Annotated in this window: 18 protein-coding genes, 1 tRNA gene and 2 pseudogenes; 14 read left to right on the top strand and 7 right to left on the bottom strand. The window is 68.0% G+C overall.

The genetic code is table 11. The features are described 5' to 3' along the window. Window positions 1-2: 2 nt before the first annotated feature. The 5 genes from ABLE92_RS03065 to ABLE92_RS03045 are packed head-to-tail and all read left to right on the top strand — an operon-like array spanning window position 3 to window position 6,015. Window positions 3-998 carry an ABC transporter permease gene (locus tag ABLE92_RS03065; protein ID WP_348803086.1) on the top strand — a complete coding sequence of 332 codons (996 nt, stop codon included), beginning with the start codon at window positions 3-5 and terminating at the stop codon, window positions 996-998. Then, window positions 991-1,881, top strand: a complete 891-nt coding sequence (locus ABLE92_RS03060) for an ABC transporter permease (protein ID WP_348803085.1) — start codon at window positions 991-993, stop codon at window positions 1,879-1,881. Before ABLE92_RS03065 ends, ABLE92_RS03060 begins: the two co-directional genes overlap by 8 nt. Continuing rightward, window positions 1,878-3,449: a dipeptide ABC transporter ATP-binding protein gene (locus ABLE92_RS03055; protein WP_348803084.1), complete on the top strand. Its 1,572-nt coding sequence runs from the start codon at window positions 1,878-1,880 to the stop codon at window positions 3,447-3,449. Before ABLE92_RS03060 ends, ABLE92_RS03055 begins: the two co-directional genes overlap by 4 nt. Beyond that, window positions 3,442-4,635, top strand: a complete 1,194-nt coding sequence (locus tag ABLE92_RS03050; protein WP_348803083.1) for an LLM class flavin-dependent oxidoreductase — start codon at window positions 3,442-3,444, stop codon at window positions 4,633-4,635. The genes ABLE92_RS03055 and ABLE92_RS03050 overlap by 8 nt, the downstream gene beginning before the upstream one ends. A gap of 12 nt (window positions 4,636-4,647) precedes the next feature. Further along, window positions 4,648-6,015, top strand: coding sequence for an NtaA/DmoA family FMN-dependent monooxygenase (locus tag ABLE92_RS03045; protein WP_348803082.1), 1,368 nt, complete (start codon window positions 4,648-4,650; stop codon window positions 6,013-6,015). A gap of 3 nt (window positions 6,016-6,018) precedes the next feature. Here ABLE92_RS03045 and ABLE92_RS03040 read toward each other — a convergent pair whose 3' ends face one another. Then, the gene (locus ABLE92_RS03040; protein ID WP_348803081.1) at window positions 6,019-6,387 is read right to left on the bottom strand and encodes a cupin domain-containing protein; all 369 of its coding nucleotides are present in this window, start codon (window positions 6,385-6,387) and stop codon (window positions 6,019-6,021) included. A 56-nt stretch (window positions 6,388-6,443) separates the two neighbouring features. On the opposite strand from ABLE92_RS03040, the gene ABLE92_RS03035 reads away from it, so the two are divergent. Next, window positions 6,444-6,896: a MarR family winged helix-turn-helix transcriptional regulator gene (locus tag ABLE92_RS03035; RefSeq protein WP_348803080.1), complete on the top strand. Its 453-nt coding sequence runs from the start codon at window positions 6,444-6,446 to the stop codon at window positions 6,894-6,896. A 9-nt stretch (window positions 6,897-6,905) separates the two neighbouring features. Here the strand turns inward: ABLE92_RS03035 and ABLE92_RS03030 are convergent. The 4 genes and pseudogenes from ABLE92_RS03030 to ABLE92_RS03015 form a co-directional block, all read right to left on the bottom strand. After that, a pseudogene (locus ABLE92_RS03030) lies at window positions 6,906-7,415 on the bottom strand (GMC oxidoreductase); the annotation flags it as partial. Window positions 7,416-7,474: 59 nt separating this feature from the next. Continuing rightward, window positions 7,475-7,843, bottom strand: a pseudogene (locus tag ABLE92_RS26105) (M24 family metallopeptidase); the annotation flags it as partial. Window positions 7,844-8,459: 616 nt separating this feature from the next. Continuing rightward, window positions 8,460-9,494, bottom strand: coding sequence for a helix-turn-helix domain-containing protein (locus tag ABLE92_RS03020; protein ID WP_348803076.1), 1,035 nt, complete (start codon window positions 9,492-9,494; stop codon window positions 8,460-8,462). Beyond that, window positions 9,491-10,105: a hypothetical protein gene (locus ABLE92_RS03015; protein WP_348803075.1), complete on the bottom strand. Its 615-nt coding sequence runs from the start codon at window positions 10,103-10,105 to the stop codon at window positions 9,491-9,493. Before ABLE92_RS03015 ends, ABLE92_RS03020 begins: the two co-directional genes overlap by 4 nt. Before the next feature lie 312 nt (window positions 10,106-10,417). On the opposite strand from ABLE92_RS03015, the gene ABLE92_RS03010 reads away from it, so the two are divergent. The 3 genes from ABLE92_RS03010 (at window position 10,418) to cobF (ending at window position 12,120) form a co-directional block, all read left to right on the top strand. Further along, window positions 10,418-10,490, top strand: a tRNA-Arg gene (locus ABLE92_RS03010). Window positions 10,491-10,527: 37 nt separating this feature from the next. After that, a complete protein-coding gene (locus ABLE92_RS03005; RefSeq protein ID WP_348803073.1) occupies window positions 10,528-11,361 on the top strand; it encodes an SDR family oxidoreductase in 834 nt (277 codons plus the stop codon). Between the two features lie 3 nt (window positions 11,362-11,364). Beyond that, complete coding sequence (gene cobF / locus ABLE92_RS03000) at window positions 11,365-12,120, top strand: precorrin-6A synthase (deacetylating) (protein WP_348803072.1); 756 nt, start codon at window positions 11,365-11,367, stop codon at window positions 12,118-12,120. Between the two features lie 20 nt (window positions 12,121-12,140). Here cobF and ABLE92_RS02995 read toward each other — a convergent pair whose 3' ends face one another. Next, window positions 12,141-12,884, bottom strand: coding sequence for a 3'(2'),5'-bisphosphate nucleotidase CysQ (locus ABLE92_RS02995; RefSeq protein ID WP_348803071.1), 744 nt, complete (start codon window positions 12,882-12,884; stop codon window positions 12,141-12,143). A gap of 25 nt (window positions 12,885-12,909) precedes the next feature. On the opposite strand from ABLE92_RS02995, the gene ABLE92_RS02990 reads away from it, so the two are divergent. Genes ABLE92_RS02990 through ABLE92_RS02975 form a run of 4 tightly spaced genes read left to right on the top strand, consistent with a single transcriptional unit; the run spans window position 12,910 to window position 15,887 of the window. Continuing rightward, a complete protein-coding gene (locus tag ABLE92_RS02990; RefSeq protein ID WP_348803069.1) occupies window positions 12,910-13,812 on the top strand; it encodes an Fpg/Nei family DNA glycosylase in 903 nt (300 codons plus the stop codon). A gap of 14 nt (window positions 13,813-13,826) precedes the next feature. Further along, window positions 13,827-14,597, top strand: coding sequence for a N5-glutamine methyltransferase family protein (locus tag ABLE92_RS02985; protein ID WP_348803067.1), 771 nt, complete (start codon window positions 13,827-13,829; stop codon window positions 14,595-14,597). Between the two features lie 17 nt (window positions 14,598-14,614). Continuing rightward, complete coding sequence (locus ABLE92_RS02980; RefSeq protein ID WP_348803066.1) at window positions 14,615-15,358, top strand: SDR family oxidoreductase; 744 nt, start codon at window positions 14,615-14,617, stop codon at window positions 15,356-15,358. 10 nt (window positions 15,359-15,368) lie between these two features. Beyond that, the gene (locus ABLE92_RS02975) at window positions 15,369-15,887 is read left to right on the top strand and encodes a hypothetical protein (protein ID WP_348803065.1); all 519 of its coding nucleotides are present in this window, start codon (window positions 15,369-15,371) and stop codon (window positions 15,885-15,887) included. Between the two features lie 5 nt (window positions 15,888-15,892). Here the strand turns inward: ABLE92_RS02975 and ABLE92_RS02970 are convergent, their stop codons facing one another. Beyond that, window positions 15,893-16,573 (bottom strand): hypothetical protein, encoded by a 681-nt coding sequence (locus ABLE92_RS02970; protein WP_348803064.1) that lies wholly within the window; start codon window positions 16,571-16,573, stop codon window positions 15,893-15,895. 18 nt (window positions 16,574-16,591) lie between these two features. On the opposite strand from ABLE92_RS02970, the gene ABLE92_RS02965 reads away from it, so the two are divergent. After that, window positions 16,592-17,128: a hypothetical protein gene (locus tag ABLE92_RS02965; protein ID WP_348803062.1), complete on the top strand. Its 537-nt coding sequence runs from the start codon at window positions 16,592-16,594 to the stop codon at window positions 17,126-17,128. The last annotated feature ends 22 nt before the right edge of the window (window positions 17,129-17,150 follow it).

The raw sequence follows: 17,150 nt of genomic DNA, 5'->3' as shown, positions 1-17,150 counted from the left end.
CGATGCTGCGTTATCTCGGAATCCGGTTGCTCTCCGCCCTCGGGGTGCTGTGGGCGGCATTCACCGTGGCCTTCGTCATCCTGATTCTGCTGCCCTCCGACCCGGTGGCCATCGCCACCTCCGGCGATGCGTCGACACCGGTGGATCCGGCGGCGGTCGAGGCCCTCAGGGCCCGCTACGGCCTGAATCAGTCGGTGTGGCAGCAGTATTGGTCGGCGTTGACCGGCGCGATCCACGGTGACTTCGGTGTGTCGATCTCTCAGGGCCGGCCGGTCACCGCGGTCATCGCCGACGCACTGCCGAGCACCGTCGCCCTGACACTCACCTCGGTGCTGCTCGCCGTGTGTCTCGGGGTGGGATTGGCCGTCACCGCCACCTACACCTCGTGGTCGTGGCTGCGGCGCGCACTGCTGTCGGTCCCACCGCTGGTCGTGGCCCTGCCCACGTTCTGGGTCGGTCTGATCCTGCTGCAGATCTTCGCTTTTCGGCTCGCCTGGTTGCCGGCGTTCGGTGACACCCGGTCCGGTTCACTGGTCCTGCCCGTGATCACCCTGGCGATCCCGTATGCCGGAGTCATCGGTCAGGTTCTGGCCACGAGCATGAGCGCCACGGATGCCGAGCCATTCGTGCAGACGGCGACCGCCAAGGGGGCGAGTCGGATTCGGGTCATCACCCACCACATCCTGCGGATCGCCTCCTTGCCCGCGTTGACCGTGGCCGGCGTCGTGGTGGGCAACCTCCTCGGCGGTGCGGTGGTCGTGGAGACCGTCTTCTCCCGGCCCGGCGTCGGCAAGCTCGCTCAGAGTGCCGTTCTGGCGCAGGATATCCCGCTGGTCCTTGCCCTGGTGACGTTCTCCGCCGCGGTCTTCGTCACCGTGAACCTGCTGGTGGACATCGCCTATCCGTTCATCGATCCTCGAGTGGTGAGGCGGTCCGCCCCGACACCGACCACCGTGTCCGTCGACGATCGCAGCCCACGTGAGGTGGTCAATGTCTGAGCAGAGTGCCCCGTCCTCGGTGTCGTCCGCGTCGTCGTGGTCGTGGCCGGTCTGGCGTGCGCGCCCCGACGCGATCGGGGTGTGGTTGCGCCGCAACGCCACCACGATCCTGAGCGTGGCCGCGATCGCCCTCGCGCTCGGATTCGCCGTCGTACCATCGGTGTTCGCCGATGGCGATCCACTCCTCGCGGTGCCCGCCGACAAGCTCCGGGCGCCGAGCGCCGAGCACTGGTTCGGCACCGACAACCTCGGTCGGGACGTCTACACCCGCTTCGTCCACGGCGCGGCGTTGTCGCTGACCGCCACGGTCTCCGCCGTCGCGATCGCACTCGCGATCGGTGCCCTGCTCGGGTTGATCGCCGGCACCGCGGGTGATCTCACCGACGGTGTGATCATGCGGGCCATCGACGTGATGCTCGCGATCCCGCAACTGCTGTTGGCACTCGCGATCATCGCCGCACTCGGATTCGGCACCACCAAGGTCGCCATCGCCGTCGCGGTGGTGCTCATCGCGGGATTCGCGCGCGTCATGCGGGCCGAGGTGTTACGGGTGCGTCATGCACCGTACGTGGAGGCCGCCCGGGCGTTCGGGGTGCCGCGACCGGTGATCCTCGGCCGTCACGTGCTGCGCAACTCATATGCTCCCGTACTCGCGCTGGCCGCAGCCGAATTCGGCATGGCGATCCTGCTGATCTCCTCCCTGTCGTTCCTCGGGTTCGGAGCCACCCCACCGGCTCCGGAGTGGGGTTCGTTGATCTCCGAAGGCCGCAACTATCTGGCCACCGCATGGTGGATGACCACCCTGCCGGGATTGGCGATCGTCGCGGTGGTGCTCGCCGCGCACACCATCGGCCACCGCATCGCCGAGGGGGAACATCGATGAGCCCGCTGTTGACGGTGTCGGATCTGCGGGTGCGCTACCGGGTCGATGGCACTGACACCGATGCCGTCGCGGGAGTCGACCTGAGGATCGAACGGGGCGAAACCGTGGCGGTGGTGGGGGAATCCGGCTCCGGCAAGTCGACGCTGGCCCACGCCATCATCGGACTGCTGCCGCGCAACGCATCCGCGTCGGGACGCGTCGAGTTGACCGGCGATCGGATCGACGACCTGTCGGCGCGGGCATTCAACCGGATCCGCGGGGCACGCATCGGTTTCGTGCCGCAGGATCCCGGTACCGCGCTCAACCCTGTACAGCCGGTGGGTGATCAGGTCGCCGAGGTCCTGCGGATTCATGGTCGTGCCGCACGCAGGACCGCCCGTGCGCACGCCGTCGAGCATCTCGTGGAGGCCGGCCTCGACGATGCCGACCTACGCTACGGTCAACTCCCGCACCAGCTCTCCGGCGGACAACGGCAACGCGTGCTGATCGCCATCGCCGCGGCCTGCGAACCGGAGTTGATCATCGCCGACGAGCCGACCAGCGCGCTCGATGTCACGGTGCAACGACGCATCCTCGATCATCTCGAGGAGCGGACGAGCAGTGGGGCGACGGCACTGCTGCTGATCACCCACGACATCGGCGTCGCCGCCGACCGGGCCGACCGCATCATCGTGATGGCGGGCGGACGTATCGTCGAAACCGGCACGGCACAGCAGATCCTCGATGATCCGCAGCACGGATACACCCGACGCCTGATCGCCGATGCGCCCGGGCTCACCTCGCGACGGCTGGTCGCCCCGATACCGCCGGAGGCGCCGATCGTCGCACGCGCAGAACATGTCTCGAAGACCTTCCGGGTCGGGCGCGCCGGTCGGATCGCGGCCGTGAACGACGTCTCGCTGCGGGTGCGGTCCGGGGAGACGCTCGCGCTCGTCGGGGAGAGCGGGTCGGGAAAGACCACCACCGCGAGAATCCTGGCCGGCCTCGAATCGAATGACGCCGGTCGGATCGAGGTGGGTGACCGACGCAGTGACGTGGGGTTCGTCTATCAGAATCCCTACGCCGCGATGAACCCGAAACTGACGGTGGCGCAGATCATCGCCGAGCCGCTGGGCCGGACACCGCGCGCCGAACGAGATCGCCGGGTGCGGGAGCTGCTGATCGCGGTGGCGCTGGATCCGGCTCTGGCCACCCGTCGCCCGACCGCGCTGTCCGGCGGCCAGCGTCAGCGGGTGGCGATCGCCCGGGCACTGGCCACCACACCGCGCCTGCTGATTCTGGACGAACCGGTGTCCGCGCTCGACGTCACCGTGCAGGCGCAGGTGCTGGCATTGCTCGCCGACCTGCAACGCGACCACGGCATCGGGTATCTGTTCATCTCCCACGATCTGGCGGTCGTCCGTCAGATCAGTCACCGCGTCGCGGTCATGCGGGCCGGTGACATCGTCGAAGAGGGCGACGTCGCAGATATCTTCGGCGATCCACGTCACGACTACACCCGCCAACTCATCGCGGCCATCCCCGGAGAGGGTCGCGCCCATCGCCCCACGGAGGCCACTCATGGCTGATCACATCCACCTCGCCGTCGCCCTTGCCGATGCCGGATGGCATCCGGGGGCGTGGCGCGAACCGGCCGCGCGGCCCACCGAACTGCTCACCGGCGGCTATTGGGCGGACCTGGTGGGCGAGGCCGAGGCCGGAGTGCTCGACTTCGTCACCATCGATGACGGACTCGGTCTGCAGCGTGATCATCCGTTCGTCCCGGACCGACGTACCGACCGGGTGCGGGGCCGGCTCGACGCCGTGCTCATCGCCAATCGGATCGCCCCGACGACGCGGGCGATCGGTATCGTCCCGGCCGCGATCACCACCCACACCGAACCATTCCACACATCCAAAGCGGTTGCGACACTGGACTTTGTCAGTTCCGGGCGGGCGGGCGTGCAGTTGCGGGTCGACGGCAGCGCCGCCGATGCGGGACTCTTCGGCCGCCGGACTCTACCGGATCTGGTGCCCGGTGACCTCGATCCGGTGGTCGTCGACGCGCTGTTCACCGAGGCCCGCGACCACGCCGAAGTCCTTCGGCGCCTGTGGGATTCGTGGGAGGACGACGCCGAGATCCGTGACGTGGCGACCGGCCGGTTCATCGACCGGGACAAGCTGCACTACATTGACTTCGAAGGTGAGTACTTCCGCGTGCGTGGTCCCGCGATCACGCCACGGCCGCCTCAAGGGGCACCTCCGATCGCGATCCTTGGGCACAACAGTGCCGCCTACGCCCTGATCGGGGCGTCGGCCGACATCGGATTCATCACCCCGAACTCGGCCGCGGAGGCCGTCGCGTCGGTGGCCGAGATCGCTGCCACCCGACGCGCGGCCGGCGGCGATCCTCCGGTGCGGGTCTTCGCGGACCTGACGGTCATCCTCGCGGAGACGGATGCGGCCGCCGCAGCGCGGCAAGCGCATCTCGATGATCTGGCCGGGAGCGAATTCGTCAGTGACGCGCGGATCTTCGTCGGCACCCCAGCCGGACTTGCCGATCTCATCGAGGAGTGGGTGCCGCGCGGCGACGGCGGCCAGGCCCTTGCCGGGGTGCGGTTGCGGCCCGCGGTACTGCCCGACGATCTGATCGTGATCAGCCGCGACCTCACCCGGGAATTGGTGCGTCGCGGCCGATTCCGGGATCGCTACACCGCCCCGACACTCCGCGGCCACCTCGGCCTTGCTCGACCCGCCAACCGCTACGCAGCCTGATCGGAGAGCGCCATGACCACGCCACGCAAGGAGATCCATCTCGCCGCCCACTTTCCGGGCGTCAACAACACCACCGTGTGGAGCGACCCGACGGCGGGCAGCCACATCGAATTCGAGTCCTTCCGGCACTTCGCGCAGACTGCCGAACGCGGCAGGTTCGACTTCCTGTTCCTCGCCGAAGGGCTGCGACTGCGCGAGCAGAACGGCCTGATCTACGATCTCGACGTCGTCGGACGACCCGACACCTTCTCGATCCTCGCCGCACTCGGCGCGGTGACCGGGCGACTCGGGCTCACCGGCACCATCAACTCCACCTTCAACGAGCCGTACGAGGTGGCGCGGCAATTCGCCAGTCTCGATCACCTGACCGCCGGGCGGGCCGCGTGGAATGTCGTCACCTCCTGGGATGAGTTCACCGGTGAGAACTTCCGTCGCGGCGGCTATCTGGCGAGCACGCAACGGTATTCACGCGCCAAGGAGTTCCTCGACACCGCCGTCGAACTCTGGGGATCGTGGCGTGGTGACGAGATCGTCGCCGACAAGGAATCCGGCCGATTCCTGCGTGACGGCGACGTCGGTGAATTCGTCCACACCGGAGAGCAATTCGACATCGCCGGCCAGTTCGCTGTGCCGCGCAGTCCGCAGGGGCGTCCGGTGATCTTCCAGGCCGGTGACTCCGAGGAAGGCCGCGAGTTCGCCGCCGCGAAGGCCGACGCCATCTTCTCCCGGCACAGTGCATTCGACGAAGGACAGAAGTTCTACCAGGACGTGAAATCACGGCTGTCGAAGTACGGGCGTCGCCGCGAGCAACTGCTCATCCTGCCGGCGGCCACCTTCATCCTCGGTGACACCGACGCCGAGGCCGCCGAGTTGGCGCACGAGGTGCGACTGGCCCAGGTCAGTGGGGCCACCGCGATCCGCTTCTTGGAACAGGTGTGGAATCGCGACCTCTCCGACGTCGATCCCGACGGGCCACTGCCCGACATCGACCCCGACCTCGGTGAGCACACCGTTGCGCGTGGCCGGGCCAGCGTGCGCTCCTACCGCGACCCGCTCGAGACGGCCCGCGAGTGGCGGGAACGCGCGCAGTCCCACGGGTGGTCCATCCGCGAACTCATCATCGAGGTGACCGGACGGCAGGCGTTCGTGGGCAGTGCTCGGACCGTGGCCGACACCATCGATCGATTCGTGCAGAACGACGTCAGCGACGGTTTCATCCTCGTCCCGCACATCACCCCGGGCGGTCTGGATCGGTTTGTGGACGAGGTGGTTCCGCTACTGCAGGAGCGGGGTAGTTTCCGCACCGAATACGTCGGGACGACCCTGCGCGAGCACTTGGGACTGGATCGGGTAGCCGACGCCGGCCGAGCGGCGTCGTGACGCTCACAACGTCCACGGCGGTGTGATCCGCTGCCCCTGCGCGGTGGTCGCCGTCAGCCCCACGGGCGCGGACACCCACACCTGGCATTCGTCTGCTCCCGGATTGTCCAGGCGGACAGAGCTTCCCGCGGGCACAAACACCACGTCACCGACGTGGGCGTGGGTGACCAGGCCGTCCAGCGTGATCCGTGGAGAGCCGGCGAGTACCAGGAACACCTCCTCGTGGTCGACGCGGTGGTCGGCTCCGGGCTGAGCGGGGCCCAGCGTCGTCCGCCAGGCGCACAGTTCGCGACTCCCGGTGGACGGGCAGACGTAACTGCTGAAGGTGGCCCCGTGCAGGTCGTGGTGGCGGGGCGAATCGATGAGCGGCATGCCGGACTCCCAGGTAGACAGTGTGACTGTCTTTATAGGACAGCTAGACTGTCCATATGTCAAGTGTTCCGTCGGTCGAACCGATGCTGCCGTTCTTGTTGATGCAGGCGGAATCCGGGGTGAACGAGCGCATCAACCGCCGCGTCGTCGAGGCCGGTCATCACGGGCTGCGTCCCGTTCACGGTCTGGTCTTCGCCCGGATCGCCGATGGCGGGGCGTCGATCAATGACATCGCCCGGCACCTCGGGGTGACCAAGCAGTCGGCGGCGGCCATCGTGGAATCGCTGGAATCGAACGGGTACGTCGTGCGAACGGCTCATCCGAGTGACCGCCGGGCGCGACTGATCGAACTGACCGATCGGGGTGAGTCGGTGACGCGGCTGGCCGGTGCGGCCGCCGCGGCGGAGGTCTCGGCGCTGACCGACGTCATCGGCGAGGCCGCCACGCGTGTGGTCATCGACGCATTACGCATCCTCGGCGACGGCGCGTCTCCCCGTCCCTCGTGGTGAGGAGTGCGATCAGCCCGTGTGTGATGTGGCAGTGAGCGGCCAGAGGGGCAGTCGCAGTGCGCCGGGTGCGGTGTCCGGCACCGTCGGGTGCTTCGGTGGCACCGGCGGTACGGGTTCATACGGGGCGCCGAGCGGGGGCCGCGGATCTGCCTCGGTCGCGTTGGGCCACATGGCCATTGCGCGTTCGGCCTGTGCGGTGATCGTCATGGACGGGTTCACTCCGAGGTTTGCCGACACCGTCGACCCGTCGACGATGTGCAGGCCCGGGTGCCCGAAAGCCCGGTGGTAGGCGTCGACGACGCCGGTCGACGGCGAGTCGCCGATGGCACACCCGCCGAGGAAGTGGGCGGTCATCGGGATGTTCACCAGGTCGAGGATCGAACCGCCTGCATCGCCGTCGATCTCGCGCGCGGCCTCCCGAACTGCGATGTGGCCCTCCGGAATCCAGCGGGGCGGTGGATCGCCCGGTCCCGGGCGGCTACGGAGGATCGGGCCGAATCGGCGACGCCGAACACGTAATGGAACTCGCCGACGAGATGTCCGGCGATCTGGCCGCCGAAGATGAAGCCGGCGTCCTCGCTCAGGGCGACCACGTGATCGAAGAGCTGGGCGCCGGTCATGTCCGGAGTGGTCCGGAAGTACTCGCGTCCGGCCGCCCAGATGACGGGAAGGGCTTGGGCCAGAGCATGTTTGGCCGGGTCGTCGCCGAGGACGAAGGTGCGCCCGAAATCGGCCTCCCACTCTTCGAAGATCGGCCCGAAATCGAGGAAGGCGATCTCATCGTCGGCGATGACCCGGTCCGGGGGATTGGCCCGGTAGGTCTCCAGGGTGTTCTCGCCGGCCCGAACGATGCGTTTGTGCCAGTGGCGGGTGACGCCGAACATGTCGGCGGCCAGATCGCGGATCTCGTTCGAAAGTTCACGCTCGGTGACGCCGGCCCGGATCATGCCGCGGTCGGTGACCTCCTGGAAGAGGCTCTCCGCCTTGGCCTGCGCATCGAGCAGGCGTGCCGCGCGTTCGGTTTCGGGGTCCGTCACACAGTCATGGTTGCACGGGCGAGCGCCGGTGCATGCCTGCACAGGGCCCACGGTGTCTACGCCGGTCGCCTCCACCTCTCTGGTCACCCCGGCCTCGCCGATCGCCCCCATCTCGCCGGTCGAGCCCGACGAAGCGAAGCTGAGGAGGCGTCGAGACCCGGTGAGAGAAGGCTGGAACCTTCCGACCACGGTTCCCCACCGATCGTGTCTACCTACAGCGTGACCGGGACGAGCTGCACCGCCCGGCGTCTCGAAGAGTACTCGGCGACAAGCCGATCCAGGCGCGCTGCCATAGGGGTCAGATCGGTGGTGGAGAACGGTGTAACTGCCCACAGGTCAGCGAGTTCAGCAGTGTAGCCTGCGATTGCTGTGTGGTTGCCCCCGGTCACCCCGGACCCGATGCCGAAGCAGTACCGCTCGCGGCGAAAGCCCTCGACGCGGCATTGGCGAACGACATGACCCCGCACAAACCTCACCCGGCCGAACAGCACCAAGTATTCGTCTCCGGGCAGGTAAGTCGGCCGTTTCATACCGCGCGGAGAGGGGCGGTTGTGGAAAGTAGTCGGTTGTCGGCGTCTGAGTGGTAACCGGTGATGTGGGCGATCTCAGCCGCGGTCAGTCCCTTGGCTTCGAGTGTTGATCGTAGGTGTCGCTGGAGACGAGGTGTTTCGGGTGGGATTCGATCGGAACCGGGTTCGGTGATACGGAACCCCTTCGCGCTGAGCATCTTGAAGAGACGGGTGCGTTCGACGTTTGTGATGGTGCCCAGGGTATGGGCGCGTTGGATGAGTGCGGCGATGGAGACTCCCCATTCTTGTTTGAGGTCAAGGAGTTTGCCGAGCGTGGGCTTGGTGAGGCTGGTGCGAATGGCGGTGGCAGGCATCAGGAATTCGGCGGCGAATTCGTCGGCTTCGGCTTCGACGTCGCCGGTGACGTAGTCGCTGTGCAGTACCAGGTGTCCGAGTTCGTGGGCGAGTGTCCACCGCAGCCGGTCTGTCGGTGCTGAGGCGTTGATGAGCATGAGGGGGTGGTCGTCGATCCATTGCGACAACCCGTCAAGGCGTGGGCTGCCGAAGTCTTCGATGATGACGAGGCATCCGGCGGCTTCGAGCCAGTGAACCAGGGTGCGCGCGGGGCCGACGGGCATGCGCCACTGCATGCGCACCATCCGGGCGGCGGTGTCTGGATCATCCCCATCGAAGCGGGGCACGATCTGGTCGGAGTGCAGTGACACCTCCTCGAACAGCCTGTTGGCATGCAGTCGGAGTTCGTTGAGTTGTGCTTCGCGTTGCCGCCACAGCGATGCCTTGGCTGAGGCGCGGCGACGCATGTGCGCGTCAACGGCCATCGCCGCGTGGCGCTGCTGCCCGTGCTGGAGGAACTCGATGGTCACACCGAACGCTCTCGCAAGAGTGTCGATGGCATCGGGTTCGGGTGTGCGCATCCCGTTTTCGTAGCGCGATAGCGTGCCCTGCCGGATACCGGTCTGCGCCTCCAGTTGGGCTTGGGTCCAGCCTCGGGCGAGACGCAGTGTCTCCAGAAGCTGCCCGAGGTTTCTCACGATGAATCGCCGGTCGAGGACCCGGCATCGGTGTCGGTGTCGGTGACCACATCTGGTAGCCGCGGGCCATCGGGGCCGGTCGGCGACAGAGGCGTGGCGGAACTGCCGGTGGCGGGTGTGCCCAGCAGTTCCAGCCAGATGACATTGTCTATTGAATCGCGCAGGGAGATGACAGCATCGAGGACCGCGCGTGTTTCGCGGTCCCACAGGTAACCGCCGATGAGCCGGACTTCCTCCATGCCATCGAGCGTGAGTTGCTGCTCCATGAAATCCAGCGCACCCTGGGTCGGATACGTTGCAATGGAACCGTATTCGTCGTGTCGCTTGGCGCGAAAGTGGTACTTGGTACCGACGCGGAAGTGCCGTTCGGGCTCATCGTTGTCGAACGTGCACTCCGGTAGATGCTCCAATTGGCGCTGCAGGTGAGCCCACAGGCGATCGTGAATCCAGTTCGCCAACCCGCGCTCCGAATGCTCGGCCACCCACGCGGGCCGCATCTCCCGATACTCGGCGAGGCCCCGACGGGTATCACGTACCGCGATCGCGATACCATCGACAACCTTGTCGCCAAGGTCGTCGAGCACCGCTGAAGATTCATATGCGGATTTCATGCCGGAAAATATACCACCGGGGTTGCGGTGGTTGGGTGTGGCTGGAGCGCGTGGCGCCAGTCGCGGGAGATGACCGACCGAAAGCTCGACCTGTCGAGATCCGAATGCGCATGAACGTCGGCTGGTTGTGAGGGCGTCACCTCACCGGTGCGAGGTGCGTTGCCATGTCCGCACCCGCCTGCCGTAGACTCCTCACGTCGGCAGCCGGAGCGTGCGCGGTCACCGACACGGGCCGGACGAAGGAAATCCCAGGTAGAAGCCTCGCGAGAGCACGACATCGCGGGAACTTCCTCCATCACTTCACCCGGTCCCGCCTCAGTAGCTCAGGGGATAGAGCATTCCTCTCCTAAAGGAAGGGTCGCAGGTTCGAATCCTGCCTGGGGCACAGTACGACTCTGCCTGGGGCACAGTACGGTGGTCGCGTGGCTCCCGAGAACACTTCGTCCGCGAAACCCCAGACCGTCCTCGTCACCGGCGCGACCAGCGGCATCGGCGCCGAGGTGGCTCGCCAGATGGTCGCGCGCGGCCACCGCGTGTACGGGACCAGCCGTCATCCCGACACGGTGACCGACCCGATCCCCGGCGTCACCTACGTCCGGCTCGACAATGCCGACTACGACTCCGCGGCAGCGGCGGTGGCCGAGGTCGGCGCCGTCGACATCCTGATCAACAACGCGGGCGAATCGCAGGCCGGTGCCCTCGAGGACACCCCGATGAGTGCCATCGAAGATCTGTTCCGCGTCAACGTCTTCGGGCCCGTCGCCATCACCAAGGCGGTGTTGCCCGGTATGCGGGAGCGCCGCCACGGCACGGTGGTCATGGTCGGGTCCATGCTGTCGAGCTTCCCGGTCGCGTTCCGCTCCAACTACGCCGCCACCAAGTCGGCGCTCAAGGCGTTCGCCCTCGCCACCCGCAGAGAGGTTGCGCCGTACGGTATTCGGATGATCAGCGTCGAACCCGGCACCATCGCCACCGGCATCGGCGACCGCCGCAGCATCCATATCGCCGACGGCTCGCCGTATGCGCAGGAGTACCAGACGCTCGCCGCGGCCACCCGCCGCAACGAGGAACAGGGCATCGACGCCGAGACCATGGCCACGACCATCGTCGACGCCGCCCTCGCCGAGCACCCGAAGCCGTTCTACGCCAAGGGAAACAGCGCCGGAATCGTCTTTCTGCTGCGCCGCCTGGCACCTCGTCAACTGATCCTCGACATCACCGCGCGCAAACACGGCCTGCCGCGCGTCAAGATCTAAGGCATGCACGTCACCATCCGCGTCATCGGTATCGGACCCGGCGACCCACGACAGATCACACTGCAGGCCATCGAGGCCATGGCCGACGTCGATGCCTTCCTCGCCCTCGACAAGGGTACGAGCAAGGGTGGCCTGCTCGATGCGCGCCGCAACATCCTGGACCGGCATGCGCCACAGGGCTATTCGCTCATCGAGATCGGTGATCCGCCGCGCGACCGGCACCCCGCCGACTACGACGCCGAGGTCCGCCGGTGGCACGCCGCCCGCGCCGAGGTGATCGCCGGTGCGATCGGTGAGCACGTCCCCGAGGCCGGCATCGCCGCATTCCTGGTGTGGGGTGATCCGGCACTCTACGACTCGACGCTACGCATCGTCGACGATCTCGCCGCCCGTGACGATCTCGAGGTTGCCGTCGAGGTCATTCCCGGCGTGACCAGTGCGAGCGCCTTGACCGCCGCACACCGGATCGTCGCCAACCGCGTGGGCGAACCGATCCACATCACCACCGGGCGTCGGCTTGCCGACACTCCGCCGGGTGCCCACACCAACCAGATCGTGATGCTCGACGCCGATCTCGCGTTCCGGCACACCGCCGATGCCGACGACCACATCTGGTGGGGTGCCTACCTCGGCACGGCGGACGAGATCCTCATCTCCGGTCGCGTCGGCGACGTCACCGACGAGATCGTCCGCGCGCGCGCCGAGGCGCGTGAGCGCATCGGCTGGATCATGGACATCTACCTCATCCGCAAGGGCTGAGTGGTCTCAAGGGTTGAGCCTCACCACCACGTCTCACCCATGATGTCGAGGATCGGCGCGGCGAGCTCGGGCCGGCAGATCACGAAGTCCGGCATGTACGGCTGCGGCTGGTTGTAGACGATCTCCGACCCGTCGAGGCGACTGCAGTGCAGACCGGCGGCCAGTGCGACCCCGACGGGTGCGGCGTTGTCCCACTCGTACTGCCCGCCGGAGTGCACATACGCATCGGCGTCACCGCGCACCACGGCCATCGCCTTCGCTCCGGCGGACCCGATCGGCGTCGTACGCAGATGCAGACGTTGCGCCACCACCGCCACCTCGTAGCTGGTTCCCCAGCGCGACGTCGCGATCCGGCCGGAGGGCTGGGTCGGCGGGGGATCGACTGTGTCGGTGCGGAAGAGTTCGCCGGTCGCGGGCAGGGACACGGCCGCATCGGTCACCACGCCGTGCCGGGTCAGGGCGACGTGCACCGCGAAGTGACTGCTGCCGGCCGCGAATTCGCTGGTGCCGTCGAGCGGGTCGATGATCCAGACACGATCGGCGCTCATCCGGTCGCCGACGTCGACGGCCTCCTCGCTCAACACCGCATCGCGCGGCCGGTGACGCTGCAGGACCGTCCCGATCCACGCCTGTGCCAGCGCATCACCCGCATCACCGAGAAGCCGGCCGCCGAGAAGGCCGCCGGACCGCACGCCGAGCAGGATCTCACCGGCACCCGCCGCGATACGAGCGGCCAACTCGGCGTCGGAAAGAGCGGAACTCATCTGATTACTAGAGCACACTGGAGCCATGCCCGAACTGCCCGAGGTTGCCGCGATCGCCGATTTCGTGGACGGTCGTGCCGCCGGACTGCCGATCCGCCGCGTCGACGTCGCGTCGCTGTCGGTCCTCAAGACCGCCGATCCGCCGTACACCGCCCTGGTCGGCCGGACCGTGGAATCGGTGGGCCGAGTGGGGAAGTACCTCATCATCCGCACGATCCCGGGCACACCCGACGACCCCGAACCGGTGATCAGCCTGGTCATCCACCTCTCCCGGGCGGGCTGGCTGCGCTGGAGTGACGACCTCTCGCCGCGGCCGTTGCGTCCCGGCGGCAAGAGCCCCATCGCGCTCCGGGTGCACTGCGGCATGCCGGCCGCCGGTGGCGGTGGGGAGGGCTTCGACGTCACCGAGGCCGGAACCCAGAAACGTCTGGCGGTGTGGATCGTCCGCGACATCACCGACGTCGAACGCATCTCGACCCTCGGGCCCGACGTGCTCGCGCTCGACCGAGACGAGTTCGCCGACATCCTGGCGGGCGCGACGGGACGCATCAAGAACGTCCTCACCGATCAGCGGGTGATGGCCGGCATCGGCAACGCCTACTCCGACGAGATCCTGCACGCCGCCAAGCTGTCACCGTTCGCGTCGGCGAAAACCCTGAACGCAGAACAGGTCGACACCCTGTACGCGGGCATGCGGGACGTCCTCACCGACGCCATCGGCCGGCTCGAAGGTCAGGGGGTGGCGAAGCTCAAGTCCGAGAAGCGAACCGGACTCAAGGTGCACGCCCGTACCGGTCTGCCCTGCCCGGTGTGTGGTGACACGATCCGCGAGGTGTCCTTCGCGGATCGCTCCTTTCAGTACTGCCCGACCTGCCAAACCGGCGGCAAGATTCTCGCCGACCGTCGCATGTCCCGACTGCTCAAGTGAGCGCCGGCGCGACAGTGACGGCGCACCAACGGGATTCGCTGGTCACCGCGTTGCGGCGGGCGGGATGCGTCTTCGCCGAGGAGGAGGCGTCGATCCTGCGCGAATCCGCCCGCGACACCGGAGAACTCGAGCGCTTTCTCGCACGCCGCATCGCCGGTGAACCACTCGAGCACATCGTCGGCTGGGTCGAATTCGCCGGCCGACGCCTCTCGGTGGGCCCCGGTGTCTTCGTGCCGCGCAAGCGATCCGAGATGATCGCGGCGGTGACGATCGCGCACGGGGCAACCGTCCGACGCCCACTCATCGTGGAGGCGTTCAGCGGGGTCGCCCCGATCGCGGCAACCGCGCAGGCGTGGCTGCCCGACGCCGACGTCCACGCGACCGACATCGACGACCGCGCACTGCGGTACGCGCGTCGGAACCTGCTGGGACACGGTCACGTTCATCGAGGCGACGGCCTGTCGGGACTACCCACGTGCTTCGTCGGAGCCGTCAGCGTGATCGCGGCCGTCCCGCCCTACGTCCCGGACGCGGCGATCGACCTCATGCCCCGCGAGGCGGCCGACCACGAACCCCGTGCCGCGTTGACCGCGGGCGCCGACGGCCTCGACCACATCCGCGGGCTCGTCGCCGCCGCATCCCGATACCTCGCCGATGACGGCGTGCTGGCGCTGGAGATGAATCTCGCGCAGGCCCCCGCGGCCGCCGCACTCGCCCCGGACGCACGGACCGAGGTGATCGAGGGACCCGACGGCCAGACCGCGGTACTCCTGAAGCGGTGGTGATCGGTAGGTTGGCCGGTGTGAGTGCACGCAACAAGATCATCATCACCGGTGCGAGTTCGGGACTCGGCGAGGGGATGGCCCGCGAGTTCGCCGCGAAGGGCCGGTCCCTCGGGCTCGCGGCCCGCCGCATCGATCGGCTCGAGACTTTCGCCGACGAGTTGCGGCCGACGGCCGCGCAGGTGGCGGTGACCGGACTCGACGTCACCGACGTCGACGCCGTGCCCGTGGCGTTCGGGAAACTGCGCGACGAACTCGGCGGCCTCGACCGCGTCATCGTCAACGCCGGCCTCGGCAAGGGTGCACCACTGGGCACCGGCAAGATGCACGCCAACATCGAGACCATCCAGACCAACCTGATCGGCGCGCTCGCGCAGGCCGAGGCGGCGCTGGAGATCTTCCGCGCACAGAATCACGGCCATCTCGTCCTGATCAGTTCGATGAGCGCCATCCGCGGCATGCCGAAGGCGCAGACCGCGTACTCGGCGTCGAAGGCGGGACTGACCGCGATCGGGCAGGGCCTGCAGGCGGAGTTCGCGAACTCACCGATCACGGTGTCGATCGTGCTGCCCGGCTACATCGAGACCGACATCAACCGGGGCGTGAAGACGTCACTGATGGCCGACACCGACGACGGTGTGCGCGCCATGGTCGCAGCCATCGAGGCCGAGAAGGCTTACGCTCCGGTGCCGTCGTGGCCCTGGCTGCCGATCGCCGCGGCCCTGAAGTTCCTGCCGTCGGCGATCACCCGGCGGATGATCTGAGGTTCGCGTGATGTGCAGGCGCCGGTCATGGGCGGTGGCCGGTGGCGTGCTGATCGTCCTGGTGGTCGGCAGCGCATGCACACCGGCGAGCCCACCGGTCCCGCGGACCTCGGCCACCCACGTGGCAACCACGTCGGCCGCCACATCTGCGTCCGCGCTGCCGGTCCGCACCGACCTGGGCCCGCTCCTTGCGCGGTTCCCGGCACTGGACGGCGCGAGCTCGGCGTCATGGATCACCTGGGGCCTGCCCGGCGGTGGTGACCGGCTGTCGCCGCCGGGGCCGTCGACGTACTGGATACAGGCGGTGGTGCACCTCGGTGCGGATCGCGTTGCCGCGCTGGCCGACACGCACCACGCGGTCCCGGTCGCGGCACCGCAGCTGCGGGCCGAACTGGCCGCCGACCTCCCGGCCGGAGAAGTGCTCGGCGGACCGGGGGTCGACGCGGCGTTCACCGGTGACGACTGGCGGGCGACGGCGTATCTACTGCCGGCGACCGGCGACGTCGTAGTGCTCGGAATCGACGACTGAGCGACTCAGGCAGGCGCCGACGAGGCCGTCGAACTGCCCGACGGGACGACCGGCGTCCCCCACAGCACCGGCGAGGACTTGAAGTCGAAGCCCTCATCGCTGGTGGTGTCGGCCCAGTAGATGACACTCGTCAGTTGCTGGTCGGAGTCGGCGTAGGCGACCAGGCAGGTGGCATACGAGTCGCCACGCTTCATCGTCTCCGGCGGTTCCGGGTTGGCGCATGCCGTCAACGGCACGGGTGGCGGCAGCGTCAGCGCGGCGGTATGGCCGTCCGGGCTGCCGGCGAACCCGACGACCCCGGGAGCGGGCGACGGACGTGACGCCAGCGACGTGACGGTGAGGTAGACGAAGTACGCCTTACCGCCCTGGGTCGAGGTGTCCGGGACGCCCTCACCGGGCGTGATCCCGGTGACCGTGTACATCGCGGTCGCCCCGGACGGTGCGAAGGCGTTGACGGGAAGCACCGCGGAGTCGCCGAAGTCCAGCGTCGTGCCGGGCCCGGTACGTGCGGGGGCACCGGGCGGAACCGACACCGGCACCGATGTCGGGAACGACGATGTGCCCGGCGCCGACGAGGGGGTCGACGACGAGCAGGCGGTCGCGGTCGCGGCGAGCGCGGCAGCGGCCAGTGCCGTGCCGAGGATGCGTGAGCACCCCCGGGAAGGGGACGGCGCAGACGATGTCACCTGCGTAAGGTAGCCGATGTGTCGAATACGACGAGCCAGGTGGTGGCCCACGGGGTGTTTGCGGTCTTCGGTTCGTCGGAGGTGACCGGGGCCGTGAACGAATTGCTGCGCGATGTCTTCGGGCGCGAGGACCTCGCCGCCTTCGCCGCCGACTGGCGCGGCATCGTCTACTTCACCCTTGCCGACGACGAGACACTCGACGCCAACACCGTCGTCGGATTCGACGCCTCCAGCGGGAGTTCGGGGCCGCTGGCCACCGTCGACGAGGTGCTGGCCGCGATCGCCGACGGTGACATCGCCGAAGCGGTGGACGGTGAGAGTTTCGATGCGTGGCGTGCGGCCACCGGTGTCGAGAATCTCGCGCTGGGTCAGTGCGTCCCGCCCACCGTCCCCGAGTTCATCGGTGGTGATCCGGCCGAACGTGCTGCCGAACCCGCCGACCTGATCTCCCACATCGCCTCGTGCGCCGCCCTGATGGCGCGGATCGAGGCCCTCGATCTGCAACCCGGTGACGTCATTCCCGACGAGGTCTTCGATTCGGCTCGCTGGGACTGAACCGGGCGGGAGCGGCGAGCGT

This window comes from Gordonia oleivorans (assembly GCF_040044975.1).
Classification (GTDB): domain Bacteria; phylum Actinomycetota; class Actinomycetes; order Mycobacteriales; family Mycobacteriaceae; genus Gordonia; species Gordonia oleivorans.
This window is presented reverse-complemented; position numbering and strand designations above follow the sequence as displayed.